Below are 19,120 nucleotides of genomic sequence, written 5' to 3'. Positions count from 1 at the left end.
CTTGAACGCGCCGGCGGCGAGCTTGGGAAGGTTGGTCATGCGGCGTTCCATAGTGCACTCCTTCTGAAACTGGATATTTGATATCCTGATTAACGAGACAGCTTTATCCTTATGACAGTGAAAGCTCACACGCTGGCGTACCAGCGCTGCATGTTCTCGGCGATCTTCGGCACATGTCGTACGACATTGTGTCCAATGTCCGCCAAGGTGGTGGCCGCCAGTGCTCGCCGCCACTGCAGCTCCGCCTTGCGCATGGCGGTGGTGACCTGGCAGGGCATCCGCAGAATGCGTTCAGGAGTGCTGGACCCGGGCCCGCGCTTTCGGATTTCGGTGCACTCGAAGGCGTCTTCCGGTCCTTCGATCGCGGCCACGATGTCCATCAACGTGATTTTGTTCAGTGGGCGGGCAAGTTCGAAGCCGCCTCTGACGCCGGCAGTGGACACCAGAATGTCGGCGCGTACGAGCGCCTGCAGTTGTTTGTTCAGATAGGCAGGCGCCACTTCGAAAGCCGCCGCCAGCTTGCCGGTAGGCACCGGCCGACCCTCGTCGAGCCAGTCCAGCAGCAGGCAGCAGTGCGCCGCCCACTCAACTCCCTGGCTCATCCGCATTTCCAGCACCCGCCCTCATCAGCCCCAGCGGCTTAATCAGGATATTAGATGTCCAGATTGCCGAGCGCAACCCTATTCGGCTGGCGTGGCGGCTTCGAGGTCGTCGATGCCGCCGGACATGATCGCCGGCAGGTGCTGGCCGATGTGCTCGACTGGCCAGTCCCACCACGCCACCGCGAGCAGCCGGGCCACGTCCGCGGCGCTGTAGCGAGTGCTGATCAGCTTCGCCGGATTGCCGCCGACGATGCCGTAATCGGGCACGTGGTTCACGACAACCGCACCCGAAGCGATGATCGCGCCGTGCCCGATCCGCACGCCGGACATCACGGTCGTCCGATAGCCAAACCAGACGTCGTTGCCGACAACCGTGTCGCCGCGCCCAGGCAGGCCGGTGATCAGGTCGAAGTGCTCGGACCAGGAGCCGCCCATGATCGGGAACGGGAACGTCGACGGCCCGTCCATCCGATGGTTGGCGCCGTTCATGATGAACCGGACGCCCTCACCGAGCGCGCAGAACTTGCCGATAACCAGCTTCTCCGGCCCGTAGTGATACAGCACGTTGCGGGTCTCGAACGCGGTCGGCTCGTCCGGGTCGTCGTAGTACGAGAACTCCCCCACCTCGATCAAGTCGGATGTGACCAACGGCTTGAGCAGGACGACCCGCGTCTGGCCAGGCATCGGGTGCAGGACGGTGGGATCGGGCGCGGGACTCATGCGGGACGCACTCCAGGCGAGTGGGAACGGACTTAAGCCCTATTCAACCCCATCGCGGCGAGTCCGCCCGGGCAGCAAAAGGGGCATCGGGTACGTACACCGCCCACTGGAACGGCAGACCTGGGAGGGGTCGATACTTTAGCAAATTTGGAACAAATTCTAGACCATGGTTCGTTTACTCTTCATGGGAGTCACGACTGCGATGGCGCCGCTCACCGAAATCGAGCTGCGGCCGTACGGCCAGACGGACTTGCGTGGTTCCGTGGCGGTGCCCGGCCTGCGTTATCCGGCCGGGGCGGTCGTGGTGATCGCGGGAATCCCCGGAGCGGGCAAGAGCACGATGATGCACGCCCTGTTCGGTACGACCGGCGCCGAACCGGGGCCGGCCATCACGACCGGCGGAGTCCGGGTAGTCGATTCCGAGCAGGCCCGGAACTGGTGGCGGCAGCTGCTCGGCACCCGGCTGCCGTACTGGCTCTATCGGCCGCTCGTCCATCTCACCGCGCTTCTGTGGGCAAGGTCCGCGCTGCGCGGTGACGGCACCGTTGTCGTACACGATTGCGGCACCCGGCGCTGGTGGCGGGCGTTGATCGCCCGATGGTCATATCGGCGTCCGGCCGGCGTGCACTATGTCCTGCTCGACGTGCCGGTGGACGTGGCGCTGGACGGTCAGCAGGCTCGCAACCGACGGGTTCGGCGGCGGGCGTTCGGGCGGCATCTGCGGGCCTGGCGGGAGATGGTCCCGGCAAGCGGCGAGCTCACCGATCCCGACCTCGCCCATGCCACGTCGTGCCTGGTACTGGACCGGGCGGCGGCCAGCGCGATCGACCGGATCACCTTCACGGCCTGACACTCAGTCCTCCGGTGTTGGCTGGGTCAGTTCCAGCGCGGAGGTGAGCAGGGTCGAGGCCCGCTCGACAACTTCCGTCAGCCGATCCGCGGTCGCCGCCGCGAGGATGTCGTCGATGTCCCGCAACCTGGCCCGGTCGACGAGGGTCTTCTCGTTGGTGACCCATTCGCGGCGCGCCGCCATGATCGCGTGCGCGGCTTGGCAGGTGGCCACCGCGACCGCCCCCACCGATTCGGTGACATGGCCCTTCACGGCATGCGCGTTCTGTGCGTACGACAAGGTTAAACCGGCGTCAGCGGACCACCGGTCGTACGCGGATCGGCTCAGTGCACCGGGATAGCGGGGCTGCGGCAGTCGACCGCGCAGAACGCGATTGAGGGCGAGTTCGGCGACCACGATGTATGTCGGCACGCCGGCCAGATGGAACATCAGTTGCTCGACGTCGAAGACGCCGTCCTTGGCCTGTGCCAGCCGGCGCTCGACGTCGTCGAGGTCGCGGTAGTGGACATCGACGTGCCTGCCGTCCACCACCATCCAGCCACCACCGTTGAAGACTCCCCCACCCCAGCCACCGAGGTCGCTGACCTCGCCGGGCCAGCCGACCGCGCGCAGGTCGTCGGGGTTGAAACCGCCCCGGTAGTAGACGGCGAAGTCCCAGTCGCTGTCCGGCCGGTGCGTACCGGCCGCCCGGGAACCTCCCAGGGCGACCGCCCGCACCCCGGGCAGGCCTGCCAACGTCACCGCGACGTGGTCGCACAGCGCCTGGTCATCGCGCGTGCCGGGATCGAACGTGTGATCGTACATAGTGCCTTTCGGTGTACACCGTCGCCGTCAGTGCGGCCAACCGGTTTTCCGGTTACAACGCCTCTACCAGCGCGTTTGCAGTTCTTATGGACCTTCGGGAGTGATCGCGGACGCTCGCCTGACAGTCGTACGCATGGCGTAGCGACTAAGTCGACCTTTGGTCGACGTGCCGCAGCTCTCACCCGCATATTGCTAAGTGATGCGTACTATTGTGGAGGCGGCCTTGGGAGGTTGAATGCAGGTGGAGACGGGCGCTCCGGTACGGGCGTTGGTACGTGACGTCGTCAGCTGGTCCGTCACAGTGCGGGTGCCGGCGCGGCAGATGACCGCCGCCGCGCTGGGAATGGGCGGCCTGCTCGCGGTGGGCTGGTGGGTCGGGCACGTGCCGGAGAGCATGCTGGCCGCACTGGGCGCGATGTCCGTCGCGGGCCTGCCGGCGGCCGGCTGGCGGGCGGCGCCGCGGCTGGGCTGGACCGCTCTGACGGCGGTCGCCGGGTGCCTCGCCGGCTCGCTGCTGGGCGGGCACGGGTGGGTGAGCGTGCTGGCGATCCCGTTGGTCGCGATGGCGGTCACGGTCGCCGGCACTCTCAGCCGGGAAGCCGCGACCGCTACTGCCCGGCTCATCACCTTTCTGGCTATCGCTACCGGTTTCGGGTCGGCTGACCCGATCGGTTTAACCGCCCTGTTCTGCGCTGGAGCGCTGTGGGCGGTGCTCATGGCGCTCGGGGTGGACGCGGTCGCGAGCCGCCTCTCGGGACAACCCGTGCGGGTGGCGGCGAGCCCGCTTCCACCGAATCGCGCTCGCCGCCTTCGGTCGTTGTGGACGCTGGCGGCCTGGCGGTACCCGATCCGGCTCGCGGTCTGCCTGACCGTGGCCGAGGCGATCGGGGTGATCTGGGCGCAACCCAAGGCGTCCTGGATCGCCGTCACGGTGGTGATCGTGGTGGGCCGACGGTTGGAAGGCGCCCTCCGGCGACCCGCCGAGCGCATGACTGGGACCGTGCTGGGCGTCGCGCTGGGCTCCGTGGTGCTGCTGCATTCGCCGCCGGTGTGGTTTTTCCTCACGATGGTGGCCGGCCTTGCCGCCGTCCGGCCCTATCTCAAGGCCCGTAACTACACGCTCTATGCGACGATCATGACGCCTCTTGTGGTGCTGCTGTTGGATTTCGGGCACAGCGCGACCTGGCAAGCCGTTGCCGACCGGCTGCTCGACACCGCGCTGGGATGTGCGATCGCCCTGTTGATCGGCTACCTGCCGTGGACGGCCATTCCCCAGCTCGTACGAAGGAGGTCCACCCGTGCCGCACTGGACTGACCACGCGATTTGGTGGCAGGTCTATCCACTCGGATTCACCGGCGCGCCAGCTCGTGCGGTCGGTGCACCGCTTCGGCACCGGCTGCGCGCGTGCGAACCATGGTTGGACTATGCGGTGGAACTGGGCTGCTCGGGTCTGTTGCTCGGGCCGATTTTCGCCGCCGAGACGCACGGATACGACACAGTGGACTTTTTCCGGATCGACCCGCGGCTCGGCGATGACGACGATTTCGACCGGCTGATCACGGCCGCCGCCGACCGTGGTCTGCGCGTGGTGCTGGACGGCGTTTTCAACCACGTCGGCCGTACGTTCGCGAAGTTCATCGAGGCCGAGGCCGGCGACCCCGCGGCGGCCCGCTGGTTCCGCCGCGACGCTACCGGTGAATATCAGACTTTTGAGGGCCACCACCATCTTGTAGCGCTCAACCACGACGAGCCGGCGGTCGCCGACCACGTCCAGCGGGTGATGAATCACTGGTTGGACCGTGGCGCGGCAGGCTGGCGACTGGACGCCGCTTACGCGGTGCCGGCCGATTTCTGGGCACGGGTCCTGCCGGGCGTACGAGAGCGCCATCCGCAGGTCTGGATGGTCGGCGAGATGATTCACGGCGACTACGCGGGATATGCGACCGCGAGCGGGCTGGACTCGGTCACCCAGTACGAGCTGTGGAAGGCCCTGTGGAGTTCGCTGAACGACGGCAACTTCTACGAGTTGGCGTGGGCTTTGAAGCGCCACAACGACATTCTCGGCGCGGTCACTCCGTTGACCTTTGTCGGCAACCACGACGTCACCCGGATCGCCACCCGCCTCACCGATCAGCGGCACCTCGGGCACGCTCTGGCGGTCCTGTTCACGGTCGCCGGCATCCCCAGTGTCTATTCCGGTGACGAGCAGGCTTTTCAGGGAACAAAACAGGACCGGGTCGGTGGCGACGACGAGATCCGGCCGGTGTTTCCGGCCGATCCGAGCGGCCTCGCGCCGTACGGCTGGCCGACCTACCGACTGCACCAGCGGCTGATCGGCCTGCGCCGCCGCAATCCCTGGCTGGTTCGCGCCCGTACCACCGCCGACCATCTCACCAATCACGCGGTGGCGCTGCGGTCGGACGGCGACGCGGGCGAAAAGGTGCTGCTCCTGCTCAATATCGGCGACGAACCGTACCGCTTCCCGATCGACCTCACCGGTCTCAGAGTCGCCGAAACGGCAACGGAAACCGTCGATCCGGCCGTCGTCGCACCGCATAGCTGGACGGTTCTCACCACCATCGCGGATTGATTCCGTCTGTTTAGCGGGCAGCGCCGGCTGTCGCGACTGAGCCGGTGGTGGCGGTCGGCGCGGGCCGGCGGGTCAGGACGACAGCAGTGACGACGACGGCCGCGAGCACCAGTCCCGCGCCGATGCCGAAGGCCAATTGGTAGCCCGACACGAGCGCTGCGGCGGAGGGTTGCGCGCTTGGGTCGATCCCGCTCGTACGAGCCGCCGCCAGCGACACCAGCACCGCGAGGCCGAGTGCCCCGCCGACCTGCAAAGTGGTGTTCAGCAAGCCGGACACCAACCCGGAGTCCGCCGGGGTGGCGGCGGACATCGCGATGGTCGTCGTGCTGGGCAGCGTCATGCCGGCCCCGACACCGAGCAGGACCATCGATGGCAGGACATCGGTCACGTACGCGCCGCCTTCGGGCCCCCAGGCCATCAGCGCCAGCGCGACGCCGACCAGGGCCAGGCCGGCCAGCAGCACCCGCTGCGCGCCGAACCTGGTGGTCAGCCGGGCCGAGAAACCGAGCGAGAGAGTGCCGATGGCGATGGTGGTCGGCAGGAACGCGAGACCGGTCTCGACCGGTCCGTAGTGCAGCACCTGCTGCAGGTAGATCGCGCGCAGGAACTGGAAGCCGAAGAGCGCGGACGCCCACAGAGCCTGGACCAGGTTGCTGGCCCACACCACCGGGTTGGCAAGGATGCGCAGCCGCAACAGCGGCGCGGCCGCCCGGGCCTGCCGAAGCACGAAGCCGGCCAACAGTGCGACGGCGACGATTCCCAGCACGATCACCCGCACCGAGGCCCAGCCGTCCGCGGTGGCTTCGCTGATCGCGTACCCACCGAGCATCAGTCCGCCGGTGACCAGGGCGCCGCCGGCGACGTCCGCGCCAGCGGGCAGGCCGAGGCCTGACTCGCGGTCGAGTAGTCGTACGCCGGCGACTCCGATCAGTAGTCCGATCGGCAGGTTCACGAAGAAGATCCAGTGCCAGTTGGCAAACTGGGTCAGAACCCCGCCGGCGAGGATGCCGATCGACGCGCCGGCAGAGCCGACGAAACTGAAGACGCCGATCGCCTTCGCGCGCTCCCTCGGTTCCTGAAAGAGTGTCACGATCATGCCCAGCACGACGGCCGCGGTCAGCGCACCGCCGATCCCCTGCACGAGCCGCGCGGCGATCAGCAGCCCGGGCGTCCACGCGAGGCCGCAGAGCAGCGACGCGGCGGTGAACAGCGCCAGCCCGGACAGGAAGATCCGTTTGCGGCCGAGCAGGTCCCCGAGCCGGCCGGACAGCAGCAGCAGACCGCCGAACGGGATGCCGTACGCGTTGACCACCCAGGCGAGACCGGCCGGCGTGAAGCCGAGGTCCTGCTGGATCGACCGCAGCGCCACGTTCACGATGTTCTGGTCGAGGATGATCATCAGCATTCCGGCGCACAGCACGATGAGCGAGAGCCATCGCGAGCGGGACGTCATGGGTTCTACCTCCAAAGGTGCACGACTTGTAACTGCGTGCATCATCTGTCACCATCGGGCTCGGCGGAAGGAGGCAGTTTGATGTCCCAGAGGAACACCGATGTGACAGCGCAGGCCAGCTACCAGGCACTGCTGGACACCGAGGCCTGCAAGGTGCGCGAGGTGCTGGACCGGGTCGGCGGCAAGTGGAGCATTCAGATCCTGGTCGACGCCACCCGTGGACCGGTCCGGTTCACCGAACTGGAGCGCGGCATCGAGGGCATCAGCCGGCGGATGCTGACGCTGACCCTACGGAACCTGGAACGCGACGGCCTGATCACCAGGACCGTCTACCCCACCGTGCCACCCAAGGTCGAATACACGGCGACCGAGATGGCGCGCGAGCTCTACGACTCGCTGGTGACGCTGACAACTTGGGCCGAACGGCATCGGCTGCGGATCGCCGCCGCCCGGGACGCGTACGACAAGGAACATGCCGCTGCCCGTACCTGACGGAACCTGTCAGGTACGGGTGCGATGCTCGTCCTCGTCGGGCACTGGGCCCGGTCGGATCGGAAGGGTTTCACCTGACATGGCTGGTTTCGCGACAATGTGCATGGTCAACCTCGACTGCGCGGACCCCCGCGCGCTTGCCGAGTTCTATCACGAGGTCCTCGGCTGGGACATCCTCGCCAAAGAGGACGAATACGCCATGATCGGCGCCGAAGGCGTCTCGCCGATCGGCTTCGGGCGGCTCGCGGACTACCAGCCGCCGGCATGGCCGGACGCCGCGTCCCCCAAGCGCTTCCACCTCGACTTCTACGTCGACGACCTGGAGGTCGCCGCGAAGCAGATCGTCGAGCTGGGTGGGAAACTCGCCGACCCGCAGCCGGGCGAGCGCTGGCGGGTCATGCTCGACCCGGCCGGCCACCCGTTCTGCATCTGCCTGCGTTCGTCGTAGCGGCCGACATAGGCTCTCCCTGATGAAAATCTCACGGGAGACCAGGATCGCCGCGTACGCGGTGTGCATCGCCGATGGGCAAATGTTGCTGGCCCGCTGGGTTGGCCGCGGCGGCGAGAAGCTCTGGACGTTGCCGGGCGGCAAGGTCGAGCACGGCGAGCACCCGCACGACGCGGCGATCCGCGAAGTCGAAGAAGAGACCGGCTACTCGATCGCCGTCGACGAGCTGCTGGGCGTCGATTCCGCCGTCAACCAGTACGGCCGGCCAGCTGGCCGAGTAGTCGAGCTGCACCACGTACGCATCGTCTACTCCGCGCACGTCACCGGCGGCGACCTCCGGTACGAGGAGGGCGGCTCCACCGACATGGCCGCGTGGGTGCCGCTCGCCGAGATCCCCACCCTCGACCACGTCGAAGCTGTCGACACCGCCCTGGCCCTGTACGCCACCCGCCCCGCTACCGGCCTACCCGCGTCAGCCTCCCGCTGACTCCTCCTGTCACTCTCCGTCACTGAGGGTGGTGGGTGGCGAGGGCGTGGAAGGCGGGCCGGAGGAGATCGGCGATGCGGTCGGCCGGGGCGTCCCGCAGGGCGGTCAGGTCCAGGAGCTGGTGCGCGATCGTGACGCCGAGCATGGTGGTCAGCATCAGGGCGGCCCGCAGGTCCGGGTCATCGGCCGGTACGGCGGCGGCGATGTGCTCAACCTGGCCGTCCAGGGTGGCGCGAGCCCGGTCGGCCGCCTCCGGATGGGTGAGCATCGAGCGCAGCATCGCCAGCGACGCCTCCGGGATCGGTCCGATCTTCATCCCGATCCTGGCCAGCAGGTCTTCGGTGAGCTCCTTGAGGTCGCCGGTCAGCGGCGGGATCTCCGGCACTTCGACGGCGCGGCCGAAAAGCTCTTCCTTTGAGCCGAAATACTGCATGACCAGCGCCGGGTCCACCTGAGCCGCGGTTGCCACCGCGCGGATCGTGGTCCGCTCATAGCCGCGCTCGGCGAACAGACCACGGGCCTCCGCGAGGATCCGCTCCTGCGTGTTGCGGCGGCGGTCGGCGCGGGACACGCGCTGCTCAGTCACCCCCTCACTCTACCGGCGTTGACCCATCTCGGCGTTCGCTCTACACTCGTTGAGTCAACACTTGTTGAGTGAGAGGTGCACCCTCATGCCCCAGTCCTGCCGCGAAGTTCTCGCCGCCTACCACCAGGCGATGATCGACATGAACGCCGACGACCTGGCCGACCTGTACGCCGTCGACTGCCTGCACCACTTCCCGTTCGCCGCTCCTGGTCGGCCGCCGGTGTACTACGGCCGCGAGGAAGTACGGGCCGGATACCGCGCGGCGTGGCACGGCGTGCCACTCAAGCTGGCCGAGGTCACCGAGGTCATCGCGTACGACATGGCGGATCCGGACACTCTCGTCGGCGAATGGGTCGGCAGCGGCACCCTGCTGCCGACCGGCAAGCCGTTCCAAGCCCACGGTTTGCTGATCGCGACCGTCAAGAATGGCGAGATCACCGACATGCGCGACTACATGGACGTTTTCGGCACCTACCGCGCCACCGGCCGGTTGAAGGATGTGGTGGCCGCGCTCGACGAGACCTGACCTCAGCTTGCCGGGCCGAACCAGGTGGTCAAGGCCGCGCGCAGGGAGTCGAGATCACTCGAGTCCGTAGCCACCCAGGCCACGTACCCGTCTGGACGCACGAGGACACCGACGGGAGCCGGGATCTTGCCGGCGCCTGGGAGGTTCCAGACAGTGTCCGCCGCTGACACCAGGACGTGCTCGACCCGGTCGGACCAGCCGGCGGGAATGGCCGCGCCACCCGAGGTGAAGTCGAGCAGCAGCGGGCGGGCGGTTTCCAACAGCCGGAAGACCCGGGTGTCGCCAGAGTCGGTCTTGAGATCGAGGTCCGGGATTCGGCGACCGAGCAGCGGGCTGCCCTCCCCGACCGCGTACTGGATGTCCAGCTGGGTGAACATCCCGACGAAGTAGCGGTTCACCTCATCGACCTTGGTCAGCTGGGCGAAAACGTCCCGTAGGGCCTCCGAATGCGACCCAGGTCGGCCGAGCACAGTCTGCGCGCGGGTGGCTTGCAGCACGCGTTCGGCGTACGGGAAACGCTCGGTGTGGTAAGTGTCGAGCAGCTCGTCAGAGGCCTCGCGGCGGATCACGGCGGCGAGTTTCCACCCGAGGTTGACAGCGTCCTGGATGCCCAGGTTCAGCCCTTGACCGCCGGCCGGGTAGTGGATGTGTGCCGCGTCGCCGGCCAGCAGGACACGGCCGTCTCGGTACGTCTCGGCCTGCCGGGCGGCGTCCGCGTACCGGCTGACCCAGGCCGCGCTGTGCATCCCGAAGTCGTGGCCGGCCACGCGTACGCACACCGCCCGGAGGTCCTCGATCGTCACTTCCACGTCTCGGTCCACCACCTTGTCGTATTCGGTGACCATCACCATGTGCTGGCCGTCGGGGAACGGCGCGACGATGAAGTTGCCGGCGTCCGTACGCCCCTGGGGGCCCCAGATCCGGCCCGCCGGCGGGTTGTCGAGCTTCACGATGCCCTGGATGGCGGCCAGGGTGGCGTCCGTGCCCGGGAAACCGATGCCGGCGAGCTTGCGGATGATGCTTCTGCCGCCGTCACAGCCAACGACGTAGTCGGCGTGCAGCCATTCGTCCCCGTCCGGCCCGTTGACCTGTACGGATACACCGTCTTCGGTTCGCTCCAGGCCGATCACCTCGGCCGAGCGACGGATCGTCGCGCCCAACTCGATCGCCCACTCCTGCAGTACCGGCTCGATCTCGGACTGCGGGATGCCCATCACGTACGGGTGCCGGGTCGGGTAGTCGCCGATCGGCATGAAGATCCCGCTGAAATGGACGAAGTCACCGTTGCCGTGCACCTTTCCGGCGAACCGGTCGAGGATCCCGCGCTGGTCCAGCACCTCGGCGGTTCGGGCCTGGATGCCGTACGCGCGGGACTCGCCGGTCCGCCGCGCGTACCGCTCCAGCACCACCACTTCGACACCACCGAGCCGCAGCTCAGCCGCCAGCATCAAACCGGTCGGGCCGCCGCCGGCTATCACTACCTGCGCATTCGTCTTCTGTTTCATGCCGGCTCCATTAACTGTGTGCGTCATAAGCAGTTCTGTTTATGTTATACACAGTTCCCGTGCGGGGCGTCAACAGCGATGGAGGACGACGGATGGCGAAGTCGGCGGACCGCAGCATCGAGCTGTTGTGGGGAGACCGGGCCCGGCCGAGCCGCGGGCCCAAACCGGCGCTGACCGTCGAGCAGATCACCGCCGCCGGGATCGGCGTCGCCGACGCGGAGGGCCTCGCGGCGGTGTCCATGCAGCGGGTCGCCGGCGAGTTCGGGTTCACCACGATGTCGCTTTACCGTTACGTGCCGGGCAAGGCCGAGCTGGTCGCGCTGATGCTCGACACCGCGCTCGGCGAGCCGCCGGTGCTCACCGCGATAACGGGCGGGTGGCGGCCCCGGCTGACCGAGTGGGCCGAGCGGCTGTGGACCGTCACGGAGAAACACCCGTGGAGCCTGGAGGCGTCCGTGGGACTTCGGCCGATAGGACCGAACGAACTGGGCTGGACGGACAGCGCGGTCGGGACGCTGACTGCGACCGGTCTGACCGGCTCCGAGATACTGGACACGGTGGTGGTCGTGACCGGCCACGTCCGGAGCATCGCGCAGCAGACGCTGACAATCCCGGCGGCCCAGCGTGGTCTGACCGAGCATCAATGGGCCGCGACGGTGACGGACCTGCTTCGTACGCACGGCGACCGCTTCCCGTCCCTGCTGGCGGCGATGGCCTCGGCCACCGCCGCGGGGCAGGACAAGGGGCTCGCCTTCGGCCTCGAGCGGATCCTGGATGGCCTCGGCCTGCTGATCGCCGATCGCGTACGGCAGGCCGCGATCCGCCGCTGAAGGGTCAGCGCCGGACGAGATACCGCGCGCCCAGCCCGATAGCCAGAACCGCCGATCCGACCGCAATCGACAGCGGTGGCAGAGCGACCGCCAGTACGACACAGCCGATGAGGCCAAGCACGTTCAGCACGCGGGGCCAACGCCGATCCGCGGCCGGCTGGGTGTAAGCCGACGCGTTCGCGATGGCGTAGTAGATGAGCACCCCGAACGACGAGAACCCGATAACTCCGCGCAGGTCAACGGTCATCACGAGAGTGCATACGACAGCTGCCAGCGCGATCTCGGCGCGGTGTGGCACCTGGAAGCGCCCGTGGACCGCCGACAGCCAGCGCGGCAGGTCGCCGTTGCGCGCCATCGCGAGGGAGGTACGCCCGACGCCGGCGATCAGCGCCAGCAGCGCGCCGAGACTGCCGACCACCGCACCGACCCGTACGACCGGCCCCACCGCGCCGGCCGCCACCGCCAACGGTGCCGTCGTCTCGGCCAGACCGGTCGGGCCGAGCGCGACCAGAACCGTGCCACCCACCACGAAATAGACGGCGACGGTGACGAACAGCGCGATCGGGATGGCCCGCGGGATCGTCCGGGCCGGGTCCCGCACTTCCTCCCCCATCGTGGCGATCCGGGCGTAGCCGGCGAAGGCGAAGAACAGCAGCCCTGCTGCCTGTAGGACGCCGTAAACGCTGGTGGGAGGCCCTTGCCAGTGGACCGAGAGCGGGTCGCCGAGCAGGATCGCGCCGACCGCGACGGCCAGCGCGGTCAGCGTGCCGGCGACCAGGAGGCGGGTCACCACCGCGGTCTTGCGGACACCCCGGTAGTTCAAGGCGGTCAACGCCAGCACAGCGGCGACCGCGAGCAGCCGCTGCGCCCACCACGGCCCGGTGATCGCGTACGAGGCGAAAGTCAGCGCCATCGCGGCGCAGGAGGCCGTCTTGCCGATCACGAAGCTCCACCCGGCCGCAAAGCCCCAGCCGTCGCCGAGCCGTTCGCGGCCGTAGACGTACGTACCGCCGGAAACCGGGTAGGCCGCGGCCAACTGGGCGGACGAGACGGCGTTGCAGTACGCCACCACCGCCGCGAACAGGAGGCCGAGCAACAGCCAGCTGCCGGCTGCGCGGGCGGCCGGCGGGAAGGCGGCGAAGACCCCCGCACCGATCATCGAGCCGAGCCCGATGACGACCGCGTCGCCGGTGCCCAGCCGGCGCGCGAGGGCGGGAGTCACCGACTCAGACCAGGCCGTCCCAGGCCTTGCGCTCGTCGCCACGCGGGTCGTCGACGACCTCTGTGGTCGGGTCGTCGAAGACCATCACCGAGCGGCCATCGGGCGTGTACGGCTGCCAGCCAGGGTCGCCGGTCCTGCCGAAAGCGACCCAGGCCGCATGCGTACGGCCGGCCAACGCCTGCGGTGCGTCGGCGCCGGTCAGGGACTGCGCGGCGGGCAGGTCCGGAGTGTCCAGCGTGTCGAAAACGAAGCCAAGCTCGATCGCGTGGCACGCGCCGAGCTCCAGAACCGGCGTCCGCCAGCCGAACTCGTAGACGTGCGCGGGCCGGCCGATTGCCGCGCGGGCTTCGGCGAGCCGGAGGGTGGGCACTCGGAAGTAGGTGTCGGTCATGATCGCGCTCAAAACGTCACCAGACGACCCGTCCGGTCGGTTCGCCGCGTACGTCTGGCCGATGCTTTCGTCCCAGCCGCGGCCCCGGAGGTAGCCGGCGACGGCTTCCGGGGTGACCGCCGGGAGTATGCCGGTCGGGACCAGGAAGAACCGCATCTCCTCGGTCACCGTGCCGACCATCATGTCCACGTCCCGGCCGGCACCACCGGCGATCGCGTTGACGGGCAGGTCGGAGAGCAGATCGCCGTCGATGGTCGGGATGAACGGCATCGCCGCGGCCACGATCGACCGACCCCAGCGCTGCGGGTTCGGGTCAGCCGCGGACTCGAGCGCGATCTCTTGCTGGGCCGCGAACAGCGCAGTGGTGTCGACCTCGGCGAACGCGGCGGCGGTCGGTTCGACGCCGAGCTTGGTGGCCAGTTCGGCCGCGATTTTCGCGCCGTCCTCCAGCGATGCCCCGATCTGCCCGGACCCGGACTGCGCGATCGCCCGCTGGAACAGGCCGGCACTGGCTTTCGCGGCCACCAGGCTGGCCACGCTCATGCCGCCAGCGGACTCGCCGAAGATGGTCACCTGGCTGGGATCGCCGCCGAACGCGGCGATGTTGTCCTGCACCCAGGCGAGCGCGGCCAGTTGGTCGCGTAGGCCGAGGTTGGCCGGCGCGTCCGGCAACACCGGAAAACCGACTACCCCGAGCCGGTAGTTGATGCTGACCAGGACGATCCCGTCGCGGGCGAACGCGGTCCCGTCGTACGAGGGCACCGCGGACGAGCCGACCCGGAATGCGCCACCGTGGATCCAGACCATCACCGGCAACCCGGACCCGCCTGGGTCCGGAGTCCATACGTTGAGATTGAGACAGCCGTCACCTTCGATGACCGGGTCCAGCATCAGGCCGGTGAGCGGGCTGGCCGGCAGCACGGGTTTGGGTGGTGTCGGGCCGAAAGCCAGCGCGTCGCGGACGCCGTCCCAGCTGGCCACTGGGGTGGGGAGCTGGAAACGAGCCGGACCAACGGGCGGTGCCGCGTACGGGATCCCCAGGAACGCGCTCACGCCGTCGTGCGACCGGCCACGCAGTTTTCCCTGTCGTACCGTGACAACCGGATCCATGCCGCCTCCTCGAATCTCTTTGCCTGTCCTGCAAACACTAACCCGGTTTCGAACCGTCGCGGGAGTGACGTTTCTCCTGGCCGTTTTCAGAGCCGCGCTGCGAGCCAAGCGGTGGCCGTGGTGACCACATCCGGGAGCGCTGGCGGATGCGCTTTGGGCACCTTGAGGCCATGGTCGGCCGCTGCGGCGACATGCAGCCGTACGGTCGACGGCAGCTTCAGCGCGCGGAACTCGTCGGGTGCGCCAAAGGGGTCCCGCTCCCCCTGTACGACCAGCACCGGTACGTCCACGCCGAGCAGCTCCTCGGCTCGCGACTTCTCCGGCTTTCCCGGCGGATGCAACGGAAACGCGAGCGCGAGAACCCCGGCGGCGCCGACGCTCGCGGCCGTCCGGCAGGCCACCCGGGCGCCGCTGGACCGGCCACCGAGGATCAGCGGCTTCCCGCGTAGCGTCCGGTGCTTTCGTACCAGCTCGGCCACCACGGCGGCCATCGCCGCGTCCAGTTGGGCCGCCGGCGCGGGTGCCTTCCGGCCGGCCATCCGGTACGGCTGGGTGAGCCGCGCGACCGCGAATCCGGACTCCACCGCGCCCTTGGCGACCGCGACGATGTCCCGCGCGTCCACCCCGCCGCCGGCGCCGTGGCCGAGCACCAGCAGGCCGGCCGCACCACGCGGCGCCTGCCAGTGCACGCCGGCGATGCCGGACGGGGTCTCGATCTCGGTCGGCTCAGTTACGTCCACAATGCACAGACGCTAGTGGCCTCTCGGTGATTTGGCACGGCGGCTCCGGCGCGGAACCCAGGACACTAGTTCGAGGAGGGCAGGCGAACGGGGAGGCGACGGCGTACGAGAAAGTAGCCGATGAGCGAGACCAGGGCGAGGCCGAGGGCGATCGCCAGGTTCAGCGGCTTTTGTTGCGTCAGCGCGATAACGACACCGGCGATGGCGATCAGTGGGGGCAACGGCCAGAGCGGCATCCTGAACGCGCGGGCCAGGCTGCGGTCGCGGATCCGGCAGACGATCGCGGAGACGGCCACCAGCAGGTAGATCGTCACGATGACCACGCCGGTGAACGTGATCAGGTCGTTAAGGCTGCTGTAGACGCAGAGGATCGCGTTGCCCACGAACAGGAACGCGAAGGCGCGTACGGGCACCTTCGACCGCGGCGACACGGTGCCGAAGAACCGGCCGATCGGACCGGGCAGCAGACCGTCGCGGGCGGTCGAGTAGTAGATCCGGGCATAGCCCAGGTTCGCCGCGAGGCCGGTGTCGAACATCGCCACCACCACCCCGGCGATCAGTACGGTCGCGCCAACTGGGCCCATCACCTGGTGGGCGATCAGGGAGAGCGGCGACTCGTCGGCGGCCGTCTTGGCCACATCGCCGATCGCGTACGTCGCCGCCACCACGGCCAGGATTTCCACCACCACGGCGATTCCGGCACCCAGGACGACCGCTCGCGGGAGCGTACGACGGGTGCCTGTCGACTCCTCGGCGAAGTAGAGCGGCCAGTCGTACCCGTTGAAGGCGAACAGGGCCGGTACGACCGCGGCCAGCAGCCCAGCCAGGCCGACCGCGCCGAGCGCTCCCCCGTCGCCGGCAATGACGGGTGCGGTGAACGGGTGGTTGGCCGGTGCGGCGTGTACGAACGCGAAGCCGGTGAAGACCAGAATGACCGCGAGTTCCAGGCCGAGCATCGCTGCCGCGACCCAGCTCGCCGGGCTGATCCGGCCCACCGACAGTGCGGTGACCAGCACCATCATCGCCAGCGCGACCCAGCCGACCGGCAGCCCGCCAGGGATCAGTGACGACAGATAAGTCGCCGCCGCCACCAGGATCGAGGCGGTAGACGTGAGGCCCAGCACCAAAAACAGGATGCCGGTCATACCGCCCCACACCGGCCCAAGCGCTCGCCGGACGATCGTGTACGCGCCACCGGCCGACGGGAAGACCGACCCGACCTCCGCATAGCAGAGCGCCATGCCGAGCGCGATCACGCCGCCGATCAGGAAAGCCCAGACGATCCCGGTGCCAGCGGCGGACAGCCCCGAGCCGTACACCAGGAACACCGACGTGGTCGGCGAGATCGCCGAGAGTGCGATCGCCAGCACGTTCCACGGCCGCAACGCCCGCGCCTGCAGGCCATCGGCCTTCTCGTCCGCTGCCACAGCACTCCCCTGGTCCGGTGATCAGGGGATCTTAGGTCCTGTTCCGGGCAGGTTTGTCACACCCGCGGCGGCCGGAACCGGTCGGTCAGGCGTCCACCAGCGCGGGCGTCGAGCGCACCTCGTACGCCTGCGAATCGAAATGCCGCGTCTGCTGCCGGAAAACAGCGGTGAACGTCGGCCACACCGTGGTGTTCTTGCCGTTGTCGTCCAGGTACCAACTGACGCACCCGCCAGTTGTCCAGACAGTGCCCTCCAGCATTTTCTGTACGTCCACGTTGAACTGCGACTCAGCGGCCGGATTCACGTCCACATCGGACACTCCTGGCCGGCTGACGTACTTGATCGCGTCCAGGACGTAGTTCAGCTGCGACTCGATCATGTAGACCATCGAGTTGTGCCCGAGGCCGGTGTTCGGCCCGATCATCATGAACATGTTCGGGAAACCGTTCACGGACGTGCCTTTGTACGCCTGCACGCCATCTTTCCAGGCGTCCGCAAGCAGAACACCGTCACGGCCGGTGATCCACTGCGCCATCGGCATGTCGGTGACATGGAATCCGGTGCCCAGGATGAGGGTGTCGATCTCCCGTTCGGTGCCATCCGCGGTGACCACCGAATGCGGCCGGATTTCCACGATCCGGTCGGTAACCACGTCCACGTTCGGACGGCTCAGCGCCGGGTAGTAGTTGTTCGACAACAAAATGCGCTTGCAGCCCATCGTGTACGACGGGGTCAGCTTCTTCCGCAGCGCCCGGTCCGGCACCTGCTTGACCAGGTGCCGGCGAGACAGCCGCTCGGCGACCTTCATCAGCTTCGGGTTTTTCGCGAACCCCAGTACGAAAAGCTCACGGCTCCAGTAAATGCCGGCTCGAACCGCTTTCTGGGCCAGCGGAAACGTCTGGTACGTCCTGTGTTCGACCGCCGAGAGCCGGCGCTCGGAGCGCCCGATGATCCACGGCGCGGTGCGCTGGAAGAGGTGCAGTTTTCCCACCTTGTCGACGATTTGCGGGACGAACTGGATGGACGACGCGCCGGTCCCGATCACCGCGACCCGGTCGCCGGTCAGGTCGTGCTCATGGTCCCAGCGCGCCGAGTGGAACAGTTTTCCTTGGAAACTCTCGATTCCCGGGATGTCCGGCAGGGACGGCTCGGACAGCGGGCCGACCGCGCTGATCATCACCCTCGCCTCGTACTGCCCCTGCGAGGTGTCGATCCGCCAGAGCCGGCTCGTCTCGTCCCAGGCCGCACCACGCACCTCGTGGTCGAACCGGGCGAATCGGTAGAGCCCGTACCGCTGGCCGCATCGCCGCAGGTACGCGAAAATCTCCGGCTGCGGTGAGAAAGCGTGGCTCCAGTCCGGATTGGGTGCGAACGAGAACGAATAGAGCAGTGACGGCACATCGCAGGCCGCGCCCGGATAGGTGTTGTCCCGCCAGGTGCCGCCGAAGTCCGCACCCCGCTCCAGGATGACGAAGTCGTCGATGCCCGCCTCGCGCAGCTTGATCGCCACGCCCATGCCGGAGAAGCCGCTGCCGACGATCGCCACCCGCACCCGGCGCGGCCCTGTCTCGGTCGCCGCCGCGCTGGTCTCGCGCTGTGTCTGAGTCACGGTCAGGTGTCCTCTCAGAGGATGGGCCAGCTACTTCCTACCGACGGTAACCTACTATGTGTAAAGTACGCAACGTGATGTCAGCACAGCCGGGAACCACCGCCCCCAGCCCGCGCCGCCGGATGCGCCGCGCCGATCGCGAGCAGCAGCTTCTCGACGTGGCCGAGCAGATCTTTGGCGAGCGCGGCTTTGTCGCGGTGACGATGGAGGAGATCGCCGAGCAGGCTGGCGTGACCAAACCGGTGCTCTACGACCACTTCGGCTCCAAAGACGGGCTGGCGGTCGCCTGCATCGCCCGGGCCCGCTCCGAGCTGCTCCGGCTGACCGTCCAGGCCCAGGCCCAGGTTGGTACGCCAGAAGACATCCTGCTCACCGGTTTCCGAGTGTTCTTCGACTTCATCGAGTCACACGAACGCGCTTGGGCGATGTTGGTGGCCGAGGGCTCGCTGGCCAGTGCCCCGGCCGCCGAGGAGCTCGAGCGCGTACGACAACAGCAAGCCGACTACACCGCCGCTGTGCTGGCCGCTGGCATGCCGGGCGTACCCGAGGAGGTCATTGGCACGTACGCACAAGCCATCATCGGCGCCTGCGAGCGGCTCGCGGTCCGCCGTCGGCACGACCCCGAACTGTCCCCCGAGACCGTCGCCCGGTCCCTGGCCGAACTCGTCTGGTTCGGCATCTCCGGGATCCGCGACGGCGCCCGTTGGCCGTCTTAGAACCCCTTCAC

The 19,120-nt window shown here is 68.1% G+C and carries 20 protein-coding genes; 9 read left to right on the top strand and 11 right to left on the bottom strand.

Annotation, left to right across the window (positions count from 1 at the left end):
- Positions 1-125 precede the first annotated feature (125 nt).
- Positions 126-602 carry an RrF2 family transcriptional regulator gene (locus ABD301_RS24570; RefSeq protein WP_344312835.1) on the bottom strand — a complete coding sequence of 159 codons (477 nt, stop codon included), beginning with the start codon at positions 600-602 and terminating at the stop codon, positions 126-128.
- Positions 603-680: 78 nt separating this feature from the next.
- Complete coding sequence (locus ABD301_RS24565; RefSeq protein WP_163573699.1) at positions 681-1,322, bottom strand: CatB-related O-acetyltransferase; 642 nt, start codon at positions 1,320-1,322, stop codon at positions 681-683.
- A 184-nt stretch (positions 1,323-1,506) separates the two neighbouring features.
- Between ABD301_RS24565 and ABD301_RS24560 the strand changes: the two genes are divergently transcribed.
- Entirely contained in the window at positions 1,507-2,172 is a 666-nt protein-coding gene (locus ABD301_RS24560; RefSeq protein WP_344312834.1) for an AAA family ATPase, read from the top strand.
- A gap of 3 nt (positions 2,173-2,175) precedes the next feature.
- On the opposite strand, the gene ABD301_RS24555 is transcribed toward ABD301_RS24560, so the two are convergent.
- Complete coding sequence (locus tag ABD301_RS24555; RefSeq protein WP_163573702.1) at positions 2,176-2,976, bottom strand: nucleotidyltransferase domain-containing protein; 801 nt, start codon at positions 2,974-2,976, stop codon at positions 2,176-2,178.
- A 235-nt stretch (positions 2,977-3,211) separates the two neighbouring features.
- Here ABD301_RS24555 and ABD301_RS24550 point away from each other — a divergent pair, with 235 nt between their 5' ends.
- On the top strand, positions 3,212-4,291 hold the full coding sequence (locus ABD301_RS24550; RefSeq protein ID WP_344312832.1) for an FUSC family protein: 1,080 nt from the start codon (positions 3,212-3,214) through the stop codon (positions 4,289-4,291).
- On the top strand, positions 4,275-5,567 hold the full coding sequence (locus ABD301_RS24545) for an alpha-amylase family glycosyl hydrolase (RefSeq protein WP_163573705.1): 1,293 nt from the start codon (positions 4,275-4,277) through the stop codon (positions 5,565-5,567). The genes ABD301_RS24550 and ABD301_RS24545 overlap by 17 nt, the downstream gene beginning before the upstream one ends.
- 10 nt (positions 5,568-5,577) lie before the next feature.
- On the opposite strand, the gene ABD301_RS24540 is transcribed toward ABD301_RS24545, so the two are convergent.
- A complete protein-coding gene (locus tag ABD301_RS24540; protein ID WP_344312829.1) occupies positions 5,578-7,020 on the bottom strand; it encodes an MFS transporter in 1,443 nt (480 codons plus the stop codon).
- 81 nt (positions 7,021-7,101) lie between these two features.
- On the opposite strand from ABD301_RS24540, the gene ABD301_RS24535 reads away from it, so the two are divergent.
- The 3 genes from ABD301_RS24535 to ABD301_RS24525 all read left to right on the top strand — a co-directional run bounded on the left by ABD301_RS24535 (position 7,102) and on the right by ABD301_RS24525 (position 8,447).
- A complete protein-coding gene (locus ABD301_RS24535) occupies positions 7,102-7,512 on the top strand; it encodes a winged helix-turn-helix transcriptional regulator (protein ID WP_163573706.1) in 411 nt (136 codons plus the stop codon).
- 79 nt (positions 7,513-7,591) lie between these two features.
- Positions 7,592-7,960, top strand: a complete 369-nt coding sequence (locus ABD301_RS24530) for a VOC family protein (protein WP_163573707.1) — start codon at positions 7,592-7,594, stop codon at positions 7,958-7,960.
- A gap of 22 nt (positions 7,961-7,982) precedes the next feature.
- Positions 7,983-8,447, top strand: a complete 465-nt coding sequence (locus tag ABD301_RS24525) for an NUDIX hydrolase (protein WP_279583304.1) — start codon at positions 7,983-7,985, stop codon at positions 8,445-8,447.
- A gap of 19 nt (positions 8,448-8,466) precedes the next feature.
- Here ABD301_RS24525 and ABD301_RS24520 read toward each other — a convergent pair whose 3' ends face one another.
- Positions 8,467-9,033: a TetR/AcrR family transcriptional regulator gene (locus ABD301_RS24520; protein ID WP_344312827.1), complete on the bottom strand. Its 567-nt coding sequence runs from the start codon at positions 9,031-9,033 to the stop codon at positions 8,467-8,469.
- Between the two features lie 85 nt (positions 9,034-9,118).
- Here ABD301_RS24520 and ABD301_RS24515 point away from each other — a divergent pair, with 85 nt between their 5' ends.
- The gene (locus ABD301_RS24515; RefSeq protein WP_163573708.1) at positions 9,119-9,559 is read left to right on the top strand and encodes a nuclear transport factor 2 family protein; all 441 of its coding nucleotides are present in this window, start codon (positions 9,119-9,121) and stop codon (positions 9,557-9,559) included.
- 2 nt (positions 9,560-9,561) lie between these two features.
- Here ABD301_RS24515 and ABD301_RS24510 read toward each other — a convergent pair whose 3' ends face one another.
- Positions 9,562-11,064: an FAD-dependent monooxygenase gene (locus ABD301_RS24510; RefSeq protein ID WP_344312826.1), complete on the bottom strand. Its 1,503-nt coding sequence runs from the start codon at positions 11,062-11,064 to the stop codon at positions 9,562-9,564.
- Positions 11,065-11,156: 92 nt separating this feature from the next.
- Here ABD301_RS24510 and ABD301_RS24505 point away from each other — a divergent pair, with 92 nt between their 5' ends.
- Positions 11,157-11,894, top strand: coding sequence for a TetR/AcrR family transcriptional regulator (locus ABD301_RS24505; protein WP_163573711.1), 738 nt, complete (start codon positions 11,157-11,159; stop codon positions 11,892-11,894).
- A gap of 4 nt (positions 11,895-11,898) precedes the next feature.
- Here the strand turns inward: ABD301_RS24505 and ABD301_RS24500 are convergent, their stop codons facing one another.
- From ABD301_RS24500 to ABD301_RS24480, 5 genes are all read right to left on the bottom strand, one after another.
- A complete protein-coding gene (locus tag ABD301_RS24500; RefSeq protein ID WP_344312824.1) occupies positions 11,899-13,116 on the bottom strand; it encodes an APC family permease in 1,218 nt (405 codons plus the stop codon).
- A 4-nt stretch (positions 13,117-13,120) separates the two neighbouring features.
- Positions 13,121-14,617: a carboxylesterase/lipase family protein gene (locus tag ABD301_RS24495; protein ID WP_344312823.1), complete on the bottom strand. Its 1,497-nt coding sequence runs from the start codon at positions 14,615-14,617 to the stop codon at positions 13,121-13,123.
- A gap of 86 nt (positions 14,618-14,703) precedes the next feature.
- Positions 14,704-15,357 (bottom strand): alpha/beta hydrolase family protein, encoded by a 654-nt coding sequence (locus ABD301_RS24490; RefSeq protein WP_344312821.1) that lies wholly within the window; start codon positions 15,355-15,357, stop codon positions 14,704-14,706.
- Between the two features lie 65 nt (positions 15,358-15,422).
- Positions 15,423-16,784 carry an APC family permease gene (locus ABD301_RS24485; protein ID WP_344312819.1) on the bottom strand — a complete coding sequence of 454 codons (1,362 nt, stop codon included), beginning with the start codon at positions 16,782-16,784 and terminating at the stop codon, positions 15,423-15,425.
- Between the two features lie 85 nt (positions 16,785-16,869).
- Positions 16,870-18,393, bottom strand: coding sequence for a flavin-containing monooxygenase (locus tag ABD301_RS24480; RefSeq protein ID WP_279582769.1), 1,524 nt, complete (start codon positions 18,391-18,393; stop codon positions 16,870-16,872).
- Positions 18,394-18,470: 77 nt separating this feature from the next.
- Between ABD301_RS24480 and ABD301_RS24475 the strand changes: the two genes are divergently transcribed.
- A complete protein-coding gene (locus ABD301_RS24475) occupies positions 18,471-19,109 on the top strand; it encodes a TetR/AcrR family transcriptional regulator (protein WP_279582768.1) in 639 nt (212 codons plus the stop codon).
- Positions 19,110-19,120: the final 11 nt, after the last annotated feature.

This window comes from Fodinicola feengrottensis (genome assembly GCF_039530045.1).
In the GTDB taxonomy this organism is placed as follows: domain Bacteria; phylum Actinomycetota; class Actinomycetes; order Mycobacteriales; family HKI-0501; genus Fodinicola; species Fodinicola feengrottensis.
This window is presented reverse-complemented; position numbering and strand designations above follow the sequence as displayed.